At 40.4% G+C, this 20617-nt stretch carries 17 protein-coding genes; 12 read left to right on the top strand and 5 right to left on the bottom strand.

Annotated features, from left to right (window positions below; translation table 11 throughout):
* Window positions 1-124: 124 nt before the first annotated feature.
* Window positions 125-1546: a DASH family cryptochrome gene (locus A33Q_RS11395; RefSeq protein WP_009034935.1), complete on the bottom strand. Its 1422-nt coding sequence runs from the start codon at window positions 1544-1546 to the stop codon at window positions 125-127.
* An 88-nt stretch (window positions 1547-1634) separates the two neighbouring features.
* On the opposite strand from A33Q_RS11395, the gene A33Q_RS11400 reads away from it, so the two are divergent.
* The 7 genes from A33Q_RS11400 (at window position 1635) to A33Q_RS11420 (ending at window position 7750) form a co-directional block, all read left to right on the top strand.
* Entirely contained in the window at window positions 1635-2192 is a 558-nt protein-coding gene (locus A33Q_RS11400; RefSeq protein ID WP_009034934.1) for a hypothetical protein, read from the top strand.
* A gap of 852 nt (window positions 2193-3044) precedes the next feature.
* Window positions 3045-3977: a polysaccharide deacetylase family protein gene (locus A33Q_RS11405; RefSeq protein ID WP_009034933.1), complete on the top strand. Its 933-nt coding sequence runs from the start codon at window positions 3045-3047 to the stop codon at window positions 3975-3977.
* Between the two features lie 36 nt (window positions 3978-4013).
* Window positions 4014-4604, top strand: coding sequence for an NUDIX hydrolase (locus A33Q_RS11410; RefSeq protein ID WP_009034932.1), 591 nt, complete (start codon window positions 4014-4016; stop codon window positions 4602-4604).
* A gap of 150 nt (window positions 4605-4754) precedes the next feature.
* Window positions 4755-5342 (top strand): hypothetical protein, encoded by a 588-nt coding sequence (locus A33Q_RS22435; protein ID WP_235062797.1) that lies wholly within the window; start codon window positions 4755-4757, stop codon window positions 5340-5342.
* Window positions 5323-5481 carry a hypothetical protein gene (locus A33Q_RS22440; RefSeq protein ID WP_235062798.1) on the top strand — a complete coding sequence of 53 codons (159 nt, stop codon included), beginning with the start codon at window positions 5323-5325 and terminating at the stop codon, window positions 5479-5481. The genes A33Q_RS22435 and A33Q_RS22440 overlap by 20 nt, the downstream gene beginning before the upstream one ends.
* Window positions 5482-5777: 296 nt before the next feature.
* Window positions 5778-7160 (top strand): alpha-L-rhamnosidase-related protein, encoded by a 1383-nt coding sequence (locus A33Q_RS22445; protein ID WP_016255144.1) that lies wholly within the window; start codon window positions 5778-5780, stop codon window positions 7158-7160.
* An 80-nt stretch (window positions 7161-7240) separates the two neighbouring features.
* Window positions 7241-7750, top strand: a complete 510-nt coding sequence (locus A33Q_RS11420) for a hypothetical protein (RefSeq protein WP_009034931.1) — start codon at window positions 7241-7243, stop codon at window positions 7748-7750.
* Here A33Q_RS11420 and A33Q_RS11425 read toward each other — a convergent pair.
* The 4 genes from A33Q_RS11425 to polA all read right to left on the bottom strand — a co-directional run bounded on the left by A33Q_RS11425 (window position 7747) and on the right by polA (window position 14895).
* A complete protein-coding gene (locus A33Q_RS11425) occupies window positions 7747-9960 on the bottom strand; it encodes a carbohydrate binding family 9 domain-containing protein (RefSeq protein WP_009034930.1) in 2214 nt (737 codons plus the stop codon). The two genes, A33Q_RS11420 and A33Q_RS11425, sit on opposite strands and share 4 nt — an antisense overlap.
* 130 nt (window positions 9961-10090) lie before the next feature.
* On the bottom strand, window positions 10091-10513 hold the full coding sequence (locus A33Q_RS11430; RefSeq protein ID WP_009034929.1) for a secondary thiamine-phosphate synthase enzyme YjbQ: 423 nt from the start codon (window positions 10511-10513) through the stop codon (window positions 10091-10093).
* Window positions 10514-10516: 3 nt separating this feature from the next.
* Window positions 10517-11899 carry a DNA repair protein RadA gene (radA, locus tag A33Q_RS11435; RefSeq protein ID WP_009034928.1) on the bottom strand — a complete coding sequence of 461 codons (1383 nt, stop codon included), beginning with the start codon at window positions 11897-11899 and terminating at the stop codon, window positions 10517-10519.
* A gap of 185 nt (window positions 11900-12084) precedes the next feature.
* Window positions 12085-14895 carry a DNA polymerase I gene (gene polA, locus A33Q_RS11440; RefSeq protein WP_009034927.1) on the bottom strand — a complete coding sequence of 937 codons (2811 nt, stop codon included), beginning with the start codon at window positions 14893-14895 and terminating at the stop codon, window positions 12085-12087.
* A 224-nt stretch (window positions 14896-15119) separates the two neighbouring features.
* Between polA and A33Q_RS11445 the strand changes: the two genes are divergently transcribed.
* From A33Q_RS11445 to secDF, 5 genes are all read left to right on the top strand, one after another.
* Window positions 15120-15431, top strand: coding sequence for a seryl-tRNA synthetase (locus A33Q_RS11445; RefSeq protein ID WP_009034926.1), 312 nt, complete (start codon window positions 15120-15122; stop codon window positions 15429-15431).
* Between the two features lie 77 nt (window positions 15432-15508).
* The gene (locus A33Q_RS11450) at window positions 15509-16078 is read left to right on the top strand and encodes a non-canonical purine NTP diphosphatase (RefSeq protein ID WP_040490429.1); all 570 of its coding nucleotides are present in this window, start codon (window positions 15509-15511) and stop codon (window positions 16076-16078) included.
* A gap of 18 nt (window positions 16079-16096) precedes the next feature.
* Window positions 16097-16729, top strand: coding sequence for a uridine kinase (udk, locus tag A33Q_RS11455; protein WP_009034924.1), 633 nt, complete (start codon window positions 16097-16099; stop codon window positions 16727-16729).
* 72 nt (window positions 16730-16801) lie between these two features.
* The gene (locus tag A33Q_RS11460) at window positions 16802-17167 is read left to right on the top strand and encodes a hypothetical protein (RefSeq protein WP_009034923.1); all 366 of its coding nucleotides are present in this window, start codon (window positions 16802-16804) and stop codon (window positions 17165-17167) included.
* Between the two features lie 77 nt (window positions 17168-17244).
* The gene (secDF, locus tag A33Q_RS11465) at window positions 17245-20223 is read left to right on the top strand and encodes a protein translocase subunit SecDF (protein ID WP_009034922.1); all 2979 of its coding nucleotides are present in this window, start codon (window positions 17245-17247) and stop codon (window positions 20221-20223) included.
* Window positions 20224-20617 lie beyond the last annotated feature (394 nt).

Raw genomic sequence — 20617 nt, forward strand, 5'->3', positions numbered from 1 at the left:
ACGAATTTACAATTCGTCCTTTGAAAAGATAAGAAAGATTAAAAACCCTTTTCACCTGCATTCGGCATTGCAAATGTCGAACAGCTGATAAACTTAGTCTTCGGAACCTGAATCAATCTGGCTTTCAAATGTAAGCCCTCATCTTCACTACAGGATGTGGATAAATCGAACCCAAATTCACTCCCTTTGATTTTAATTCCTTTGTGGATAACTCAAATGGTATATGTATATCAAATCCCTCTAATCCTTGAAGTTCAGGGATCCAGGTCCTCACATAATCTCCTTTTTTATCATAGTTCTGCGCTTGCCTTAGGATATTGAAATACCGGTTTTCCCTAGGATCATTCCCCACACCTGCCACATACATCCAGTTGCCCCAATTGCTGCAGACATCATAGTCTATCAGCTGACTTTCAAAATAGGCCGCTCCCCATCTCCAATCGATCCCCAGATCATTGACCAAAAAAGAAGCTACATTCTGCCTGCCCCGGTTGGACATGAATCCGGTTGTGTTCAGCTCCCGCATATTGGCATCCACAAAGGGAATCCCTGTCTTACCATTGGCCCATATCCAAAAAAGATCTTCATTCCTGAGCCACTTATCCACATTGCTCTTAATACCTCCCAACTGAAAAATCCTGTTCCCGTGTTTTTTGGCTATAAACCTAAAATAATCCCTCCATATCAATTCAAAAATCAGCCAATAGGTGGACTGGTTCTTTTTCACTGCCTTCTCGTATTTCTGTATTTCCTCATAAATATACCTAGGACTTAAGCAGCCCAAAGCCAACCATGGGGAAAACTTTGAACTATAATCAGCTCCCAAGAGGCCATTTCTGGTTTGCTTATAATCCTTTAGGCAGTCATTTTTCCAAAAATAAGTCTGAAGTCGCCTGAGCCCTTCCTCTTCACCACCTTCAAACACCAACACACTTCGAGGGTCAGCATCAGGTTTCTCCAGACCAAAAGATTTTAAACTTGGAATCTCGCCTCTTAAAACATCTAATTCCGGTAACTTTAAATTAATAGGAATGGGGAAAGTCTTCTTGATATGAGCATATTTTTCACATTCTTTTCGGAATTGTGTGAATACCTCGGGTACCTGATTGATGGGAAAAGGCAAGTCCTCTAAATGGAACAAAGTGCTTTGCCAAAAGCTCTCAGTTTTGATGCCTTCTTTCCAGAGTTTTTTTTCAAGTGCCTCTTCTACATATTTTTCTTCAGAAGTTACTTCTTCCGAAAAGAACACGGCATCTACATTCAGTTCCAATGCTAACCTACTGACCTCTTCCTCAGGTTTTCCCTGAAGTATAAACAAATCAGAGCCTATTTCATTTAATCTCTTTCTAAGGTTATCCACAGCCGAAAGCAAAAAATCTGCTCTGAAAGATCCTGTCTTTGCAAAACCCAGTTCTATAGTATCAAACTGTCTTGGATCAAAACAATATACAGGTATCACTTCAACAGCTTTTTGAGAAGCTGCAAATAAGGGTGCATGATCATGCACCCTTAAATCATTTCTAAACCAAACTAATATTCTGTTCATTATGACCATTTAACAGCCTGTGAAAGAAAAGTGTTTGCACAAAAGGAAGGAATAATGCTAATTGAGTACCTATTCAAAACACTGATCAATGAAAAAAATCTTTACGCTACTGTTTGCCTTAATATCCTATTGCGGCATGGCCCAAGAAAAACCCGGAAACCAGATCTTCTGGGATAACTTAAAAAAGCACTGTGGAAAAGCTTATGCAGGAGAAATTATGACTCCCTCAGAAAATGATCCTTTTACCGGAAAAAAACTCATTATGCATGTGGTAGATTGTGGAGAGGACTTTATCCACATTCCTTTTTTTGTGGGAGATGACAAATCCAGAACTTGGGTACTGACCATGCAGGATGGAAGAATCAAGCTCAAGCATGATCACAGGCATGAAGACGGGAGTGAAGATGAGGTAACTCAATATGGTGGAACAGCTTCCAATACAGGTTTAGAAAAAATCCAGTTTTTCCCTGCAGATCAGGAAACCACAGATCTAATTCCATATGCATCCAGCAATGTCTGGTGGATAACCTTGGATGAAGATTCTTTCACTTACAATCTGAGGAGAATTGGTAGTGAAAGGTATTTCTCGGTGAAATTTGACTTAAGTACGGAAGTAAAAAGCCCAGGTCCGGCATGGGGGTATTAATGGATATTAATGGATATTGGTGGATATTTATAGATATTGGATACTTAACAATTGAAATACAGTAGAAATACAATGGAAATATTGTTGAAATATTATTGAAACCGGAGTTTTGGGAATGAAATGATTCCAGATAGATTAAGGAATAAGAGAAATAAGTAAAAAGCGATCTTTCTTTTGAAGCACCTTCTTCCCACTCTGGACTTAGACCTCCAAATGAGAATTTCCAAGCCCTGTAAGGGCGTAAATATTATAGCCCAGGGTTTTAACCCTGGGTTTAGAAATTTGACGATGATTTTTGTTTTTGGCCGAGGGATGGTCAAGAGTGAATAAGGCTTATCGCCAAAAACAGGGATGGGAAAGGGATTTTGATTGAAGGCTTATTACAATAATTTGCATTAACAAAGGAACTGTGTTTATCTGGGTAAATCGGTGGTTATTAAAAGATATTCGTAGATACTGATTGATATTGAGATATTCCTTAGGTTGAAATAAAGTGGAAATATGATAGAAATATGGTTGATATATTATTGAAACTGGAGCTTGGTCGAAGATCCCGAGAATGAAATGATTCGGGGCGGAAGTCCCGAGAGCGAAGAGATTCGGGATAGGGGTTGTGGATATTTGTGGATACTGATTGATATTGGTAGGTATTAGGAAACCTGATTTCAGGAGTTGCCCATATTTGATCCAGCCATATTGAACTTTAAGGCAAATCGGAATGAATTGAAAAGCTGACATCTATGAAAATGTAAGTATCATTCCATAAATATCTAATATCCATCAATATCAAACTCAATTAGAACTTTCGCTTAAATAGCAAAAAAACTTAACCCCAGTCATAAACACCCTCCTATGAAAAACTTATCCACATTGATTCTGGTCTTGATCGTTTTCCAGGTGAATGCCCAACAAAGGAATTTGGCAGAAAAACTTGGCTATGCACCAAATGACAAATTACTCATCATTCATGCCGATGACATAGGTCTGGCACATTCGGAAAATATCGCCACAGTGGCAGCTATGAAAAATGGTGTCGTCAACTCTACAAGCATCATGATGCCCAGCCCTTGGGCGACAGAGGTGGCTGAACTCGTCAAGGACATGCCTGATATTGACTTAGGAGTACATATCACGCTTACCGACGAGTGGTTCAATTACCGTTGGGGTCCGATAAGCAGCAAATCGGAAGTTTCTGGATTGGTAGGGGAAGATGGATATTTTCACTTTGATTGTGCTTCCGTAGCCCAAAATGCAAGCCCCGAGGAAGTGGAAAAAGAAATGAGGGCTCAGATTGATGCCGCGATCGCCATAGGTATAAAACCCACCCATTTGGACTCTCACATGGGTTGTGTATTTTCAGGAAGGCCTGAGTTTGTAGCATCTTACCTCAGGTTAGCAGAAGAATACGGTATCCCCGCCATGGTGGTAGAAGAACTCTATCAGGGAGTGGTTGTTCCCAATCAGGAATTGTTTGCCGGAATTGATTTGAACCAGGTAAAAATTGTGGATAACGTTGCCATCGGTAGCCCTGAGATTTATGACAGCATAGGGCTTTCCGCCTATTACACAGACTTACTCAAGAACCTACAACCCGGCCTGAATGTATTACTGATCCATGTGGCTTATGATGATGAAGAAATGCGGGCCATAACTACCCGATTTGATCACTGGCATGCCCGGTGGAGACAAAAGGATTTTGACTTTTTTACCAGTGAAAGGGCTAAAAAATTACTGGAAGAAAACAATATTAAGTTGGTCACTTGGAAAGAAATTGGAAAATTGTGATCGACTATCCTATCTTCGTGAAAAAATTTAACAAAAATGAATTTCCATAAACCAACTTTCGTGATTGTATTTCTAATGTCTTTAGGGATATTTGCGCTTAGTTCCTGTGAGGACAATTGCTCTGTAACAAGGTATGAGCTTCAGTCAATCTCTTTGGCCCCTAGAATCTTAAACGTTGAGGACTTGGACGCACTGACATGGAATGATGATTTGGAGCTTCCTGTCAATAACCTTGCTGTCAGAATAGGCATGAACAAATTTTTCTCCAACATCAACAATGATGACGAATGTTTTCCCAAGTTTGAAATAGGAAATAAGGTCAAAAATATCAGGCTATTGAGCAACCAGGGATTCGTATCTTCTCATCCTGCAGGAGAAGACCTTTTTACCATTTGTGCCTTTACTTTTGATGCGCGGAATTTTATTGAAAAAGAAGACTTTGTGGAAAGCTTTATCAATGACTCTAATTTTAATCGTTACTTCTTTGTATTCAACCAAAATCCCGAACTACAGGCTACACATAGGCTTGTCATGTACGTTGATTTCGAAGATGGCAGCACCATAGAGTCCAATCCAATTGAAGTCCTGATCACTCCTATTGACACTTCCAACCCACAGCCTGATTAACTCAGGTAAGCTGAAAGCTGAGACCAATAATTACAAAAAAGCCCGGATTTTTATGTCGGGCTTTTTTTTCCATATGCATATTATGCACCTGATTTGATTATTTTGATCAAAAGGAATCTATCTTTATTGATCAAAACAGCAAATAAGTCCATGATGAAAATAAATTCGCTAGCATTATTTTTTGGATTGAGCTTACTTTTTTCCTGCCAAAACAAAAAGTCTCAATCTTCACTTCAAGACTTGATTCAGGAATTTGAGGGCAAATCCGGAAAACAGGAATATTTGGCTTCTCCTTATGTGACTGCTGGAGACCGTGTCTATATGGTAGGGCATCAAGATGGTACTTTTCCGGATCTTGGCTTTCATGTGGAAGGTGAAATGGGTGGAATCTGGAATCATCCCATCAAGCTGATGGATGGGTTTACCGTAGCCATAGGTCTGGAGGGCAACTCATACTGCTTGGATAAGGCTGACGAGTTTGTGAATTATCCCGTGGCCAATAAACATATCTTCCGGGAGCAAGTCCCAGGTTTGGAAGTTGAGCGTTTTCAGTTTATTCCGGACAGGACAGAGGGTTTGATCCTTGAATTCTCCCTCAAAAATGTGGATAACTCGGCAAAAACTTTTGGTTTTGAATTCGCCGGGCATACAGACCTCATGCCCGTTTGGCTGGGTGAAAGAGCAGGTATGGTGGACCATGAAGATATTCTTGACTTTGATGAAGAAAGGCAGGCTTGAAGAGGCAAAGATGCTGGGAATGATTGGTTCGTACTATTTGGTGCTGACCGTCAAGCCAAACAAAGTGAAGAAAAATCAGCCACCTGTATTTATTCTCCTCAAGGTAAAGGCCAAGCTGCTAAACTTGGATTTGAAATAACATTAGCCCCAGGGGAAAAAGAAATCATTACTTTTTTCATAGCAGGTTCCTACAAATCTCAATCAGACCTGGAAAAAACCTACGACCTGATCAAGGAGCATAACGCCACCTATCTCAGGGATAAGGCCAAGCATTTCAAAAATATTGCATCAAAATCAAGAATTGAAATCCCCGAAAAAGATATTGAAGAAGCTTTCGAATGGATCAAATACAATACAGAGTGGCTTGTTAGGGATGTTCCTGAAATTGGTAGAGGCCTGGGTGCCGGAATTCCAGACTATCCATGGTGGTTTGGTGTGGACAACGAATATACCCTCAAAGGAGCTATTGCAACAGGAAGGAAAGACTTGGTATATCATACAATTGAACTTATCCACAAACTTTCCGAAGCAAATGGTAATGGCAGAGTGATCCATGAGGTAAGTACCAATGGAATTGTTTATAACCCAGGAAATATCAATGAAACGCCGCAGTTTGCATCATTGATTTGGTGGGTTTACCAATGGACTGGAGATAGAGAATTTTTGGAAAAATACTATCCATTTATTCAAGAAGGCCTTATTTGGCTTATGGAGGAAAATGATAAAGATGGCAATCTTTTTCCGGATGGATATGGCATGATGGAAATTCACGGGCTGGAATCAGAAATGATTGATGTGGCCACCTATACCCAAAAGGCTTTTGCAGATGCAGCTCAAATGGCCAAAGTGCTTGGTGATCTGGAGTCCGCCAAACCTTATCAACAATTGGCTGATGATCTTAAAAAGAAAATCAATGAACAATTTTGGGTAGAAGAATTCAATTCCTTTGCAGATTTTATCGGGAATACAGCTGAAGCTCTGAATTTGATCGACGCTGCAATAATCCGCGCAGACACATTGAATAAACCCTGGGCTGTGGAAGAGCTTAAGACTACAAAAAGAAAGTTATCCACATATCCACGAAGCCAAAAGAAAGGCTTTGTCATGTTTCACAATTGGGTAGTCAACACTCCCATGGAAATGGGCATAGCAGATCGGGAAAAAGCAGTCATAGCATTGGACAAAGCAAAAAAGTTTGTAAACCCCTTCGGCGTCTTTGTTACTGGAATTGATAGAGATGATTCTTCTGAAAATGAAGATGGCTCTTTTGAAGGAAGCAAGGTCTTTTCTTACACCGGTGCAGTGATGACCTTACCAACAGGGGTACAAGCTATTGCAGAAGCCAATTATGGAAGGGCTGATGAATCTCTTGATTATATCAAGCGAATGACAAGAACTTTTGGATACGCATTGCCTGGATCCATGTATGAGGTATCCCCTGACTATGGGATGATGACTCAGGCCTGGAATATTTATGCCTACGCAGTGCCTATTGTAACACAGTATTTCGGAATTCAACCAGATGCAGGTAATAAAATCATTCACATTAAACCAGTGCTTCCATCTAGTTGGGATAAAGCGAAAATAGAAAAAGTGATCATCGGAGAAAATGAACTTGACCTTGCTTATGAAACCAGTTCTGATAAATTCACGGCAAACTTTACCCAAAAAGAGGCTGACTATGAAATCCAATTTACGATACCGGATCCGTGGAAAGAAACAAAGAAGGTCTTGTTAAATGGAAAGGAAACTGAACCCAAAGATGGCAATATCGTGTTCAGTGGAAAGAAAAATACGCTTGAGATTCCAATAAAATAAACCTCATATCAACATAGATCTTTACCTAAAAAATAAGAATTGTATTTTTGTTATAGATTAGCAGTTCAATAAATCAAATCATGGAAAAAGAAAAAGTATCAGAGCAATCACCTGAAACAAGTTTATGGGATAAGGTTTTGGAAATTTTAGGATTTGCTGCTTTGATTCTCTTATGGTCTATGACTTATTATTTCCAACATAAGGGAGCAGAGTCGGTAGCCGCAGATTATAATTTTTTTGCCAATCCAAGTGAATATTGGGCCAGCAACATGACCTACTCTATTCCTATTATTGCGAGCATTCTATTTTTGGGGATTACCTTCTACAATCAAAAACCAAGAATTTCGGATTACACAATCAAAAACAATCCTGAAAAAGCTGATACATTGATTCAGATCAATACCAGATTGTGGAGATGGCTGAAATTCACACTCATTTTGATGTTTTTGTTGATTGAATATTTTTCATTCCACAGTGGTTCAGGATTTGGGACCGGTATTCCCACATGGTTTATTATAGTTTTCCCGATCGTACTATTCGCCCCTGTGGTATATTTCTTTATGGAATTTGCCAAAAACCAGCTGGATTAGATATTCAGCCAGTAATTTAATTTCATGACCAAAGCCCTTTGCTTGGGAATAAAGGAACCCGGGAAATAATTGTCCGTGTAGACCACAAAAAGATCAGAAACCGGCGCATACCTCCATTGCAATCGTGTATTGATATTGATATTGTCGATCTGATTGTTATACTGGAAAAAAGTAGTCCAAAATAAGCTTCTGGTGAAGGTCAGATCAATCCTAGGCCCAATCAGGAAAAGATCTGCATCATTTTGAGGCTCAGGAAGCCTGATATTGTTGTAACTGAAATTCATGGAGATATTGGCTAAGTACCCCAATCTCATGTTCATAGCTCCCTGCACAGTCCGGATATTGCCGTTGAAATATTCTCCCACTTCTCCCCTTCCAGTGAGAAAGAAGGATTTTCTCGGGTTTCCAAAATACTGAATGGAAAAAAAAGTATTCCTGTAATCTGTACCTGCCTGAAGCTGCTCCCCACCTGTTCTGGTAGGATCAAAAGGGGAAAAAAGGTATGTGTACCTATTATTTGCCAAGAAGGTTAAGGTGGAAAGTGATTGAAATTGAATCCTATAGGTAAGGGAATGAAGCTCATCTGTTATGCCCAAGGATTCATTCCACAATGTTTCGGTCTGAACCCCAGGCCCATGTCTGTTGATAATCTTTGATTTTGGGAAAAACTGGTAAGAGAAAAGCCCGGAGATTCTTTTATAATCACTTCGGGGAGTAAAACCTACCTCCGGGTTGAAGTTTTCCTGAACATGTGAAAAGGAAATACTACTGGAAATATGGAGGTCATTGTAATTCAATTGGGAGTGAAAAGCCCCGGATTGATCTTTATTATCGTATTCAAATGTCCTGTGGTAAAAAAACTTACCCGTCCAACGGTTATCCGCAGAAGCCAAATTATAATCCAACCCTGCCAACCGGTTATACTTGGTTCGGTCAATAGTAGGAAATCCTCCTTCAGCATTCATAGTTTCCTGATTGACCATAATCATCCCCACATTAGATCTGGCAAAGACCTTTTTTTGCAGCGCAGCTACAGAAAAATTTCTTCCCGTAATCCCCAGGTCAGGGTCGGTGGCAGTTTGCATATTCATCAAACCTACTCTCCAGTCCTCACCCAACTTTCCGGATAGCCTACTTCCAAAGAGAATTTGGTTTTGGACATTTTGTCCGGTCCGCTCATCTCTTGCCACTCCGATTCTTCGGGAAAAGAAAGGCCGGATCCCCACTGTTCCAAAATCTGCAAAGAGGTCGGCATTTTCAAGGAAAAACTGCCTCTGTTCGGGAAAAAATATTTCAAAACGATCGAGATTGGTCACTTGCTGATCAACTTCTACTTGGGAAAAATCAGGATTGATGGTCAAATCAAGGTTGAGTGCAGGCCCCATTCCAATCTTCGCATCTCCTCCAAAGGCAAGGTTTGCAGGATTGGAAGTACCTTCAAGAAAATCTCTATCTGTGGCTGAAGCCACATAGGGAATAATAGAAACATTAGCACTCTCTTTTTTCAGTGGTTCTTCAAACATCAACTTCCTCGAAAATGCCAAAGAAATCAAGGAAAAATTCCTTGGAATTGGACTCCAAGAGCTCCTTTCATTGTATTTTGAATCAATCCTGTAAAAATTAACATTCCAATTGACCGCGCCATCCTGATACCTTAATGTGGAAAACGGAATCGCTACTTCCACCACCCAATAATCTTCATAAATTTTGGCACTGGAATACCATTTATTGTCCCAGGCAAGATTGAGGTCTGAAGGAATCATGCCTCCATTGGCTATCAGCGATTCTCTCTGAACTCCATAAGGATTTACTCCAAACTGAAAAGCGTTGGTATTGTCATTGAAAGTATCCAGAATAAAAGATACACCATCATTCTGTTCTCCCCTATAATCCCTCCTCAATGAGGTAGATACGTATTCCTCTCTTGGCCCAAGGTTATACATAATGGCTCCGAAGTATAAAAACTTGTCATCGTAGGCCACCTTTATTTTGGTCTGCGCATTGGCCAGAGAAGTGTCTGACGGAAAATATTGAATAAAATCCTCAGCCCAGCCATCTTCTTGCTGCCAAATTTCTTCATCTAGTTGTCCGTCCAAAGTAATAGGATAGTCGATTTTCTGTGCAACTATACCCTCGTATGCCAATTTTTTGACTTGCGAAAAACATGGGTAAGACAAAACCCAAAAAAACAAAAATAGCACTAACCTCATACTGAACCGATTCAGTTCAAAGTTTAAAAATGCATTGACCAAATCGGAAACGATTTATATTAGAGGTTAAATTTTGCTTTAGTTAATGTGGATAAGCCTATATTTGGAAATTTTTCATTATAAAAATAGATTATTCTCCGAAGAGACTTAATACTATTGACCGCGGGCCGCCATGATCCCTAAACTCACATAAATATATCCCCTGCCAAGTTCCTAGGGCTATTTTTCCTTCAGAAACGGGTATTTGTAAGCTCGCCCCAAAGAGGCTTGATTTGATATGGGCGGGCATATCATCAGGTCCTTCATAGGTGTGGATAAATCGTGGATAAGTTTCCGGAATCAACTCATCTACAAAGGTTTCGAAATCTCTCCTAACAGTAGGATCTGCATTTTCATTGATACTTAATGCGGCAGAAGTATGCTGAATAAAAACATGAAGCAGTCCTGCTTTGACCTGTTTGATCTCCGGAAATTCTTCCTCTATAGTTCTGCTGATCAAATGAAAGCCTCTCGGGTAAGGTTTAAGCCTGATTTTCTTCTGAAACGTTCTCATCTTCTATCCATTTCCGAATAATTGCTGGTACATCTCCTCCAGCTTACTTAATGCAACAACTTTTATTTTATACTTTTTCAAATCAAGACCTTTGACAGCATATTTAGATACAAATATCCTTTTGAAACCCAGTTTCTCGGCTTCAGCTATCCTATTTTCAATCTTATGAACAGCTCTTACTTCTCCTCCAAGTCCCACCTCTCCAGCAAAACAACTGTCATCAGGAACTGCTAAATCTTCATAGGAGGAAAGCAAAGAGGCACACACTGTCAAATCCAGAGCAGGATCATCCACTTTCAATCCTCCAGCCACATTCAAAAATACATCTTGCTGCCCAAGACGCATTCCACCACGTTTTTCCAGAACAGCAAGCAACATATTGAGTCTTTTCCCATCAAAACCAGTGCTACTTCGCTGCGGAGTGCCATAGGTAGCCGGGCTGACCAGAGATTGAATCTCTATCAACAAGGGCCTGTTGCCCTCCATCATAGCACCAATCGCTACACCATTCAGAGCTTCTTCCCTTTGGGTAAGTAGAATTTCTGAGGGATTAGCTACCTGCCTGAGTCCTGTAGCACGCATTTCGTAAATTCCCAGTTCATGCGTACTACCAAATCGGTTTTTGGAAGTTCTCAAAATTCTATAGCTCAAATGCCTATCCCCTTCAAACTGCAAAACTGTATCCACCATATGCTCCAGAACTTTGGGCCCTGCAATGGAGCCATCCTTGGTAATATGCCCGATCAAAAAAACAGGGGTAGCCGTTTCTTTGGCAAAACGCATCAATTCAGCTGTACATTCCCGAACTTGCGAAACCGAACCAGCCGCTGATTCTACATGGCTGCTGTGCAATGTTTGAATTGAGTCTATAACCAAAAGTTCAGGCTGAAGTATTTCTACCTGTTCAAAAACTTTTTGGGTGTTGGTTTCTGATAAAATGTAACAATTGTCTGAAAATACATCCATTCTTTCTGCCCGCATTTTGATTTGGGACTCACTTTCTTCCCCAGAAACATAAAGTACTTTCAAAGCCGAAAGAGAAAGTGCAATCTGTAGCATCAGAGTGGATTTTCCTATCCCCGGCTCACCGCCGATCAAGACAAGTGAACCCGGTACAATTCCCCCACCCAATACCCTATCCAATTCGGTATCATTGGTTCCAGTCCTTGGAGATTCACTGAAATCTATTTCAGAAAGCTTTTTTGGCTTGGTGGATTTCCTTTCTTTGCCTTGGCCTACTTTCCATGTCCCCAGCACTTTTTCTTCCTTGTGGATGACTTCTTCCACATAAGTGTTCCATTCCCCACATGCAGGGCATTTCCCTATCCACTTAGGACTTTGTGCCCCACAATTCTGGCAGAAAAAGCTTGTCTTTGTTTTGGCCATTTTTATAGACTTTAGATATGAGATTTGAGAAGTGAGATATGAGAAACAAAATTTAAGTGAAAGAAAACCAGAATAGAGAAATCACATTTTTTAAAGGTACTTGCTAAGACTTGTCCGCTGGGGCGGACCATTCTTTATACTACAAACCCAAGTCTCATTTCTTTAGTCTCAGGTCTCAGGTCTCCTTAATGCGCTTCCAACCAGTCCTTTCCAGTACCGGTTTCTACTACTACAGGCACCCCCAGCTTGACGGCATCAGACATTAATTTCGGAATCTCTTTTTGAAGCAATTCAAGTTCATCCTTGACCGCATCAAATACCAATTCATCATGCACCTGAAGGATCATTTTTGACTTAAGCTTTTCCTGTTTCATCCACTGGTACACATTGATCATGGCTACTTTGATCATATCTGCAGCCGACCCTTGGATGGGGGCGTTAATGGCATTTCTTTCAGCAAATCCACGCATCGTCTGATTCCTGCTATTGATATCCCTCAGGTATCTTCTCCTCCCAAGAATGGTTTCTACATATTCATCCTTCTTGGCTTTTTCTATGCAATTGTCCATATAAGCTTTGACAGCAGGAAACTCTTTAAAATATGCATCAATGATTTCCTTGGCTTCTGTTCTTGATATATTCAATCGCTGCGACAGTCCGAAAGCCGAAATACCATAAATAATCCCAAAGTTGGCGGTTTTTGCTTTTCTCCTCATATCTGAGGTGACCTCCTCCAAAGAAACCTGAAAAATCTTGGCTGCTGTAGTAGCATGGATATCTCTTCCGTTTTTGAAAGCCTCTATCATGGATTCATCTTTGGAAAATGCAGCCATAATTCTCAACTCTATCTGAGAGTAATCCGCAGCAAAAAGCACATGATTATCATCTCTTGGCACAAATGCTTTTCTGATCTCTCTCCCCCTCTCAGTCCGGATAGGAATGTTCTGCAAGTTGGGATTGATAGAGGAAAGTCTCCCAGTGGCGGCCACAAATTGATTATAAGTAGTATGCACCCTGCCGGTTTTAGGATTGATCATGGTAGGCAAAGCATCTACATAGGTGGATTTGAGTTTGACAATCTGCCTGTATTCAAGAATCACCCGGGCTATTTCATGTTCAGCTGCCATTTTGCTCAGGATCTCTTCCCCCGTGGCATACTGACCGGTTTTGGTTTTTTTAGCTTTAGAATCCAACTTAAGTTTGACAAAAAGTATTTCTCCCAGTTGCTTGGGAGAAGAAAGGTTGAATTCTTCCCCCGCCAATTCATAGACACGCTTTTCCATTTCAATGCTTTCTTTTTCAAGCTCCTTGGACATCTCAGCGAGGCTCTCGGTATCTATCCTAACACCTTCAAATTCCATTTCCGTCAAAACTCTTATAAGCGGGTTTTCCACCTCATGCAACAGCTTTTCCAGACCGTTTTCTTTGACCAAAGGATCCAGCTTTTCCTTCAGTTTTAAGGTAATGTCTGCATCTTCGGCCGCATAAGCCACTACTTCGTCTACATCCACATCCCTCATACTGCCTTGATTTTTACCTTTTTTCCCGATCAGAGACTCTATAGAAACAGGCTTGTAATTCAAATACTGCTGTGCCAGCCAATCCATGGAATGTTTCCCCTCCGGTTCCACTAGATAGTGGGCCAACATGGTATCATACAATTTGCCTCGCACCTGCATGTCGTAGTTTTTCAACACTAATAGGTCATATTTTACATTTTGACCTATTTTGATAATGTTTTCATTTTCAAAAGCACCTCTGAAAAGCTCAAGTTTTTTCTTTGCCTCTTCCTGATCCTGAGGAAAAGGAATATAAAATGCCTCTCCAGGAACATAGGAAAACGAAAGCCCAACCAATTCTGCTTCATTTGGGTTGAGGGCTGTTGTTTCTGTATCAAAACAAAATTCATCCTGAATTTCAAGGTAACTGATCAACTCTTTGATTGCCTTTTCACCATCTACCTTATGATAATCATGAGCCGTGGTGAGGATGCTGTCATGCAAAACAGGAACCGGCAAGGGATTTTCTTCCGGAATGTCTTCTTCTTTTACTTCTGACTCTCCCGTAAAAAGCCCCAATTGCTCGGAAACCTTGACTTGGGGCTTTTTCATTTTTTCCCCAAACACCCGCTGTGTCAACGTTCGAAATTCCAACTCTGCAAAAAGGGCTTTGAGTTTTTCCTCATCAGGCCCGTCATAGTGTAATGATTTTTCATCAAAATCTACCGGCACATCAATATTGATCGTCGCTAATTCCTTGGATAGAAGGCCCTGCTGACCAAAATTGACAACGTTTTCTTTCTGCTTGCCTTTCAGATCATCTGTATGCTGCAACATTTCTTCAATGGAACCATATGCCTTGAGCAGCTTGACTGCTGTTTTTTCTCCTATCCCAGGAATTCCCGGAATATTGTCCACCGCATCCCCCATAAGGCCTAAAATGTCCCGTACCTGATCTACATTTTCTATGTCCCATTTTGCACAGACCTCTTTTGGCCCCATAATGTCCACTGCATTCCCCATAAATGCCGGCTTGTACAAATAAATATGCTCTTCTACAAGCTGTCCATAATCCTTATCGGGGGTCATCATGTAGACCACAAAACTTGTTCGTTCTGCTTTTTTGGCGATAGTGCCAATGATATCGTCAGCTTCAAACCCATCCAGCTCCAAAACCGGTATATTGAAAGCCTCCACGATCTGTTTGACCCATGGGATTCCGATTTCTATATCCTCAGGTTGTTCCTGTCTATTTGCCTTATACGCTTCAAACTGTACGTGTCTGAATGTGGGAGCTTTGGTATCAAAAGCCACTGCTATATGTGTTGGCTTCTCTTTTTCAAGCACTTCCAGCAAGGTATTGGTAAACCCCAACATGATCCCGGTGTTCAGACCCTTTGAATTGATTCTGGGGTTTTTGGAAAAAGCAAAGTGTGCTCTATAGATAAGAGCCATTGCATCAAGAAGGAATAATTTTTTATCTCCTTTGGAGGACATAGTAAATATTTTAGTAGGGTTTGAAATATGCGAATAATCGAAAAAAGCCTTTTCGAAGGATGGCTAAATTACAAATAATAATGAAAAGGATAAGAGTAGATCTGGACCATATTTTAGTTTTAGTGACTATTTTAAAAAAGGATTAGATGAGTTTGGTCTAATTCTTGGTTTTGAGAATTTACGTTTTATCGTTTAATAATTTCATTCACCTAAATAAACAACTTATGAAGAAGTTAGCTTATTTTTTGTCGGTAATGTTTTTGATGGCTGCATTTATGCCAGCTGCTACCGCCAAAACAACCAAGAAAGAAAAACCTGAACTGAATGAAGAGCAGCAGCTCAGACTTGATGAAATCGAAAACAGGGTAGAGGAAATCAAGGCAATGGATTTCTCCGACATGAGCAAAGAGGAAAGGAAAGAAATGAGGGATGAGCTCAGAGAAATGAAAAAAGAAGCTAAAGAAATAGGCGGTGGTGTTTACCTTTCCGTAGGTGCAATCATCATTATTCTCTTGATTCTGATACTGATCACCTAGAAAATCAATAAATGAAGTATTAATCCTCCATGAAAATGGGGGATTTTTTGTTTATTTATGTTTTAGCCAAATTATTTATGAAAATCTGTTTCGCAACCAATAACCAAAAAAAAATAGAAGAAGTAAAGTCAGCTCTCGGGCCGGATTTTACTATTGTATCCCTTGCCGAAATTGGATGCTACGAAGAACTTCCTGAGACCGGAGACACCTTAGAGCACAATGCCTTTCAAAAAGCCCGATATGTTTTTGATAATTATGGGGTGGATTGCTTTGCAGATGATACGGGGTTGGAAGTAGAAACCCTGAACGGTGCGCCAGGGGTATATTCAGGAAGGTTTGCAGGTGAGCCAAGAAGTGATCAAAGGAATATTGAACTGCTTTTGGAAAAAATGAAGAAAGAGGAAAATAGAAAAGCCAGGTTCAAAACGGTGATTGCTCTTATTCAGAATGGTAAAGAAAACAGCTTTATAGGTGTGGCAGAAGGAGAGATTCTGCATGAAAAAGTGGGGCAGGGAGGATTCGGCTATGATCCTGTATTCAAACCACTTGGGTATGACATGACTTTTGCAGAACTCAGTATGGAAGAGAAGAATAAAATCAGCCACAGGGGGAAGGCAGTGAAGGAATTGGTAAGGTTTCTAAAATAATCCTTATTTTTGTCTCCCATGAAGAAGCCCTTTATTGTAGGTATCACAGGTGGAAGCGCCTCAGGAAAAACCCTTTTTTTAGACAAACTTTTACACACATTTGAACCTGGACAGGTTTGCCTCATCTCCCAAGACAATTATTATAGACCCAGGCATCTACAACCTATAGACGATAAAGGTGTACACAATTTTGACACACCCAATTCCATTGATTTCGAACAATATGCCGAGGATATCCGAAAAATAGGAAATGGAGAAACTGTCTTCCGCCAAGAATATACCTTTAACAACCCCAACAAAAAACCAAAAATGCTTGAGTTTGCTCCAGCGCCTGTAGTAGTGGTAGAAGGGATTTTTGTGCTTTACTATCCGGAATTGGCCGACTTACTGGATCTGAAGGTTTTTATCGATGCCAAAGAATACATCAAATTGAAAAGAAGAATTGTCAGGGATAAAGTAGAAAGAGGTTATGATTTGGACGATGTGCTATACCGCTATGAAATGCATGTAATGCCTACTTATGAAAAGTACATTGAACCATTTAAACATGATGCAGATTTGATCATTCCCAACAACAGAAATTTTGATCGGGCATTGGAAGTTATCAGAACTTACCTGAGAGTCAGGACGGACAATGCCCCTAACTTATAGAAATTCAGTATTTTAACGCTTTTTATCTTTATTTTTTTATTCTAATTGTTAATTCTGCTATATTTGCCACCCATGAATAAAAAGCAACAATATATCAACCTATGGAAACAGAGAGTCTGCCTTGGACTTGTACTGTTTTTTTGTATGTTGGTGACCGGGGCTGAATACATTCACACTCCTTCAGAAAAAGAGGAACTGACCAAGAAGGAGTACAATGAAAACTCAGAAAACAATCAAGAGAAACAGACTTTTTTGAATGTTGCAGTTGATGCCGTAGTGCCATTTGTGACAGTTGTGGGTCAGCAGGTTTTTTATCTGATTTTCGAAAACCTAAAAATAGAAAAAGTAAAAACAGCAGGACAGCTGATATCTGTACCTGTCAATCTCCCTTACTGGGAAATACTTCTTGAAAGGATCATTTCTCCCAATGCTCCCTAAGTTTATTTTTTTATCTATCAATAGCTGGATCTCCGGCAGCATCAATCAGTAATTAACAATTTAACTTCATAATTAACATGCGTAACAAAGGTGTCGTGGTGTTTTTGACATTGATTATTACAGCACTTTGTCTGTACTATCTGTCATTTACGTTTGTATCAAATAATATCAACCAAAAAGCTGTGGAATTTGCCACTGATGAGGTTGGGAATGTGGATTATTCCAGAAGGCAAGCCTACCTGGACTCAATTTACAGGGAGCCGGTTTACAGCTTCCTTGGGGCTAAATTCACATACAAAGAAATCAAAGAAACTGAACTTGGTCTTGGTCTTGACCTACAGGGAGGTATGCACGTGACTTTAGAGGTTTCTCCTGTTGAAATCCTAAAAGGTCTTTCAGGTAACAGCAAGGATGCCGCTTTCAATACAGCCCTTGACCGTGCTACAGAGGCAGCTAAAACAAGCAATGAAAAATTCGTCAATCTTTTCTATTCTCAATGGCAGCAGGCTGCATCCAATAGAAGATTGAGCGAGATCTTTGCTACAGCGGCAAACAGAGGCAGAATTTCATTGGATACTTCCGATTCTGATATTTTGGGTATAATTGATGACGAAATCGAAAATGCCATCGAGCGTTCATTCAATATCCTTAGAACTAGGGTAGATAGATTTGGTACCTCCCAGCCAAATATTCAAAGAATCCAGGGTTCAGGAAGAATTCAGATAGAATTGCCAGGTGTGGATAACCCTGAAAGGGTAAGAAACCTTTTACAGGGAGTTGCCAAACTTCAATTCTGGGAAGTAGCAGAAATCAATGAGTATTTAAGTGAGCTTGAGGCCGTCAACAGCCTTTTGGTAGCTGAACAAAAATCGACTCCTAGCACTCCTTCATCAGATGACCAAGAAGAAGGCGAGGAGTCTGGCGAAGAAGAAGATTTAGCATCTGCACTTGAAAGGCAATTGGCAGAAGAGTCCGGGGAAGATTTCTCCTCTGAGATTTCTCCTATTTTCTCTCTGACAAGATCCAATCAGGGATTGGTCTATGAAGTAAGGGACACTGTAACCATCAACAGGCTACTTGCCAGAGAAGATGTGAAGTCTCTTTTACCTAGAAATGTAAAATTCCTATGGTCTGTAAAGCCAATTGCTGAAGGCAATATGGAACTTCTGGAGCTATTTGGAATCAAATACAACAGAGCAAGTGACCAAGCGCTACTTGAAGGTGATGTGATCACAGATGCAAGACAAACCCTTGATCAGTCTTCCAGACCTGCTGTGAGCATGCAAATGAATGCGGACGGTGCCAGAAGATGGAGAAAACTCACTTCAGAAAATATCGGTAAGAGAATCGCTGTCGTATTGGATGACTATGTCTATACTGCTCCGGTAGTACAGAGTGAGATTCCATCCGGACAATCAGAAATCACCGGTAATTTTACCATAGACGAAGCCAAAGATTTGGCCAATATCCTGAAATCAGGTTCACTTCCTGCACCTACCCGAATTGTGGAAGAGGCCATTATAGGTCCAACCTTGGGTAAAGAAGCGCTAAATCAAGGGTTGATTTCCATGGTTGCGGGCTTAGCATTGGTCGTATTGTTTATTGTGGCCTACTACGCTAAAGGCGGATTGGTAGCTATCGCAGCTTTGGTGTTCAACATCTTCTTTATCTTGGGGATTCTCGCCCAATTAGGTGCAGCATTGACCTTACCAGGTATTGCAGGTATTGTACTGACCATTGGTATGTCTATAGATGCCAACGTATTGATATTTGAAAGGATCAAAGAGGAACTGAGAAACGGCGCAGGACTACTGGTAGCAATCAATCAGGGCTACAACAAAGCTTTCTCCGCAATTCTTGACTCTAACGTAACCACATTCCTTACTGGGGCTATCCTTTACTCTTTGGGGCAGGGACCGGTTAAAGGTTTTGCCATCGTTTTGATGATCGGTATAGCATCATCTTTCTTCTCTGCGGTATTTATCACCAGGGTGATCGTAAGTTGGATGACAGCTAAGGGTGATAAGAGCAAGATTTCTTTTGATACACCAATTGCTAAAAATGTATTGAGTGAATTGAATATAGATTTCCTAAGCAAAAGAAAAGTTGCTTATCTGATTTCGACAGCTATTATCGTAGTAGGTATGGCGATTGCTGCGATCAATGGTCTGAAATTCGGTGTGGATTTCACAGGTGGTAGATCCTATATTGTGGAGTTTGCAGAACCTGTTTCTGCATCAGAATTAAAAATTGGCCTTGACAGCGAGTTTGATGGCTCTGTGGAAGTAAAAACTTATGGTGCAAACAACATCCTAAAAGTAACAACTTCCTACCTCATCAATGAAGATGATGATGCCTCAAATACGGAAGTAGAAACTAAAGTCAGGGAGGGAATTGCTTCCGTACTTGGCTTAACCTTCACTACTGACGCCGAAAACCTCCAAGAAAGCCAGTATGCTATTACCGGTTCTTCCAAGGTAGGGGCTACCGTGGCAGATGATATCAAAAACTCTTCTGCCAGTGCCATGTTCTTTGCCCTGGTAGCCATCTTCCTTTACATCTTGTTGAGGTTCCGTAAATGGCAGTTCTCGCTGGGATCTATCATTGCCTTGGTGCATGACGTATTCTTTGTGATTGCGGCTTTTGCCATAGCCAGTGCTTTGGGAGCGACCTTCGAAATCGATCAGGTGTTTATTGCTGCTGTCTTGACCGTAGTAGGTTACTCTATCAATGATACCGTGATTGTATTTGACCGTATCAGAGAAAACATCAGCAATAGAGGTACATCCAAATTGGTCAAGATGTTCAATGATGCCATCAATCAAACAATGGCCAGAACCTTGATCACTTCTGCTACTACTTTGATTGTGGTATTGGTCTTGTTGATTTTCGGTGGTGAAGTATTAAGAGGATTCTCCTTTGCATTGCTTATTGGTGTATTGGTAGGTACTTACTCTTCCATCTATATCGCTACACCTATCGTGGTAGATTTGATGAAGAGAGAACTGGAATCGGACAGTGCCTCTCAGGCAGCACCTGCCAAAAAGACTGCATAAGGTCTACTGGTTTTTTATAAAAATAAGTAATGATGCCAGTTTGTTAACTGACTTATAAAATAGTCTGAATAGAAACTAATCGATATTCGAAATTGCTTGATATTCTATAAAGACAATCCTTGATACTAAGTTTCAAGTTTACTGGCAAAGCAACGTTTAATAAGATAATTTCATAAAGGAAAAGGAGTTGGAGTCATCCAGCTCCTTTTTTTGTGTCATTTTGCTTCAAAATTACCCTGTACAGGGGATTTTTTGGCTTTTATTTTTACACTACTTTTCAGGCTCATCAAAAGAAGGAATATTGTTTGGTTTTTATCACTTTATAATAGGGTTAAGTTTAATCCTACTCCTCATTTTAAGACCCAAATTCGGGAAGAGAAGCAAAACCCAAATC

This window comes from Indibacter alkaliphilus LW1 (genome assembly GCF_000295935.2).
GTDB lineage: Bacteria > Bacteroidota > Bacteroidia > Cytophagales > Cyclobacteriaceae > Indibacter > Indibacter alkaliphilus.

Excerpts from the sequence above, each read along its gene's own strand:
- A33Q_RS11405 (WP_009034933.1), top strand. The coding sequence starts at position 3,045 with ATGAAAAACTTATCCACATTGATTCTGGTCTTGATCGTTTTCCAGGTG.
- A33Q_RS11460 (WP_009034923.1), top strand. The coding sequence starts at position 16,802 with ATGAATAAAAAGCAACAATATATCAACCTATGGAAACAGAGAGTCTGC.
- polA (WP_009034927.1), bottom strand. The coding sequence starts at position 14,895 with ATGTCCTCCAAAGGAGATAAAAAATTATTCCTTCTTGATGCAATGGCT.
- A33Q_RS22440 (WP_235062798.1), top strand. The coding sequence starts at position 5,323 with ATGAAGAAAGGCAGGCTTGAAGAGGCAAAGATGCTGGGAATGATTGGT.
- A33Q_RS11410 (WP_009034932.1), top strand. The coding sequence starts at position 4,014 with ATGAATTTCCATAAACCAACTTTCGTGATTGTATTTCTAATGTCTTTA.
- A33Q_RS11395 (WP_009034935.1), bottom strand. The coding sequence starts at position 1,546 with ATGAACAGAATATTAGTTTGGTTTAGAAATGATTTAAGGGTGCATGAT.
- A33Q_RS11450 (WP_040490429.1), top strand. The coding sequence starts at position 15,509 with ATGAAAATCTGTTTCGCAACCAATAACCAAAAAAAAATAGAAGAAGTA.
- A33Q_RS11400 (WP_009034934.1), top strand. The coding sequence starts at position 1,635 with ATGAAAAAAATCTTTACGCTACTGTTTGCCTTAATATCCTATTGCGGC.
- A33Q_RS22435 (WP_235062797.1), top strand. The coding sequence starts at position 4,755 with ATGATGAAAATAAATTCGCTAGCATTATTTTTTGGATTGAGCTTACTT.
- A33Q_RS11425 (WP_009034930.1), bottom strand. The coding sequence starts at position 9,960 with ATGAGGTTAGTGCTATTTTTGTTTTTTTGGGTTTTGTCTTACCCATGT.
- udk (WP_009034924.1), top strand. The coding sequence starts at position 16,097 with ATGAAGAAGCCCTTTATTGTAGGTATCACAGGTGGAAGCGCCTCAGGA.
- secDF (WP_009034922.1), top strand. The coding sequence starts at position 17,245 with ATGCGTAACAAAGGTGTCGTGGTGTTTTTGACATTGATTATTACAGCA.
- radA (WP_009034928.1), bottom strand. The coding sequence starts at position 11,899 with ATGGCCAAAACAAAGACAAGCTTTTTCTGCCAGAATTGTGGGGCACAA.
- A33Q_RS11420 (WP_009034931.1), top strand. The coding sequence starts at position 7,241 with ATGGAAAAAGAAAAAGTATCAGAGCAATCACCTGAAACAAGTTTATGG.
- A33Q_RS11430 (WP_009034929.1), bottom strand. The coding sequence starts at position 10,513 with ATGAGAACGTTTCAGAAGAAAATCAGGCTTAAACCTTACCCGAGAGGC.
- A33Q_RS11445 (WP_009034926.1), top strand. The coding sequence starts at position 15,120 with ATGAAGAAGTTAGCTTATTTTTTGTCGGTAATGTTTTTGATGGCTGCA.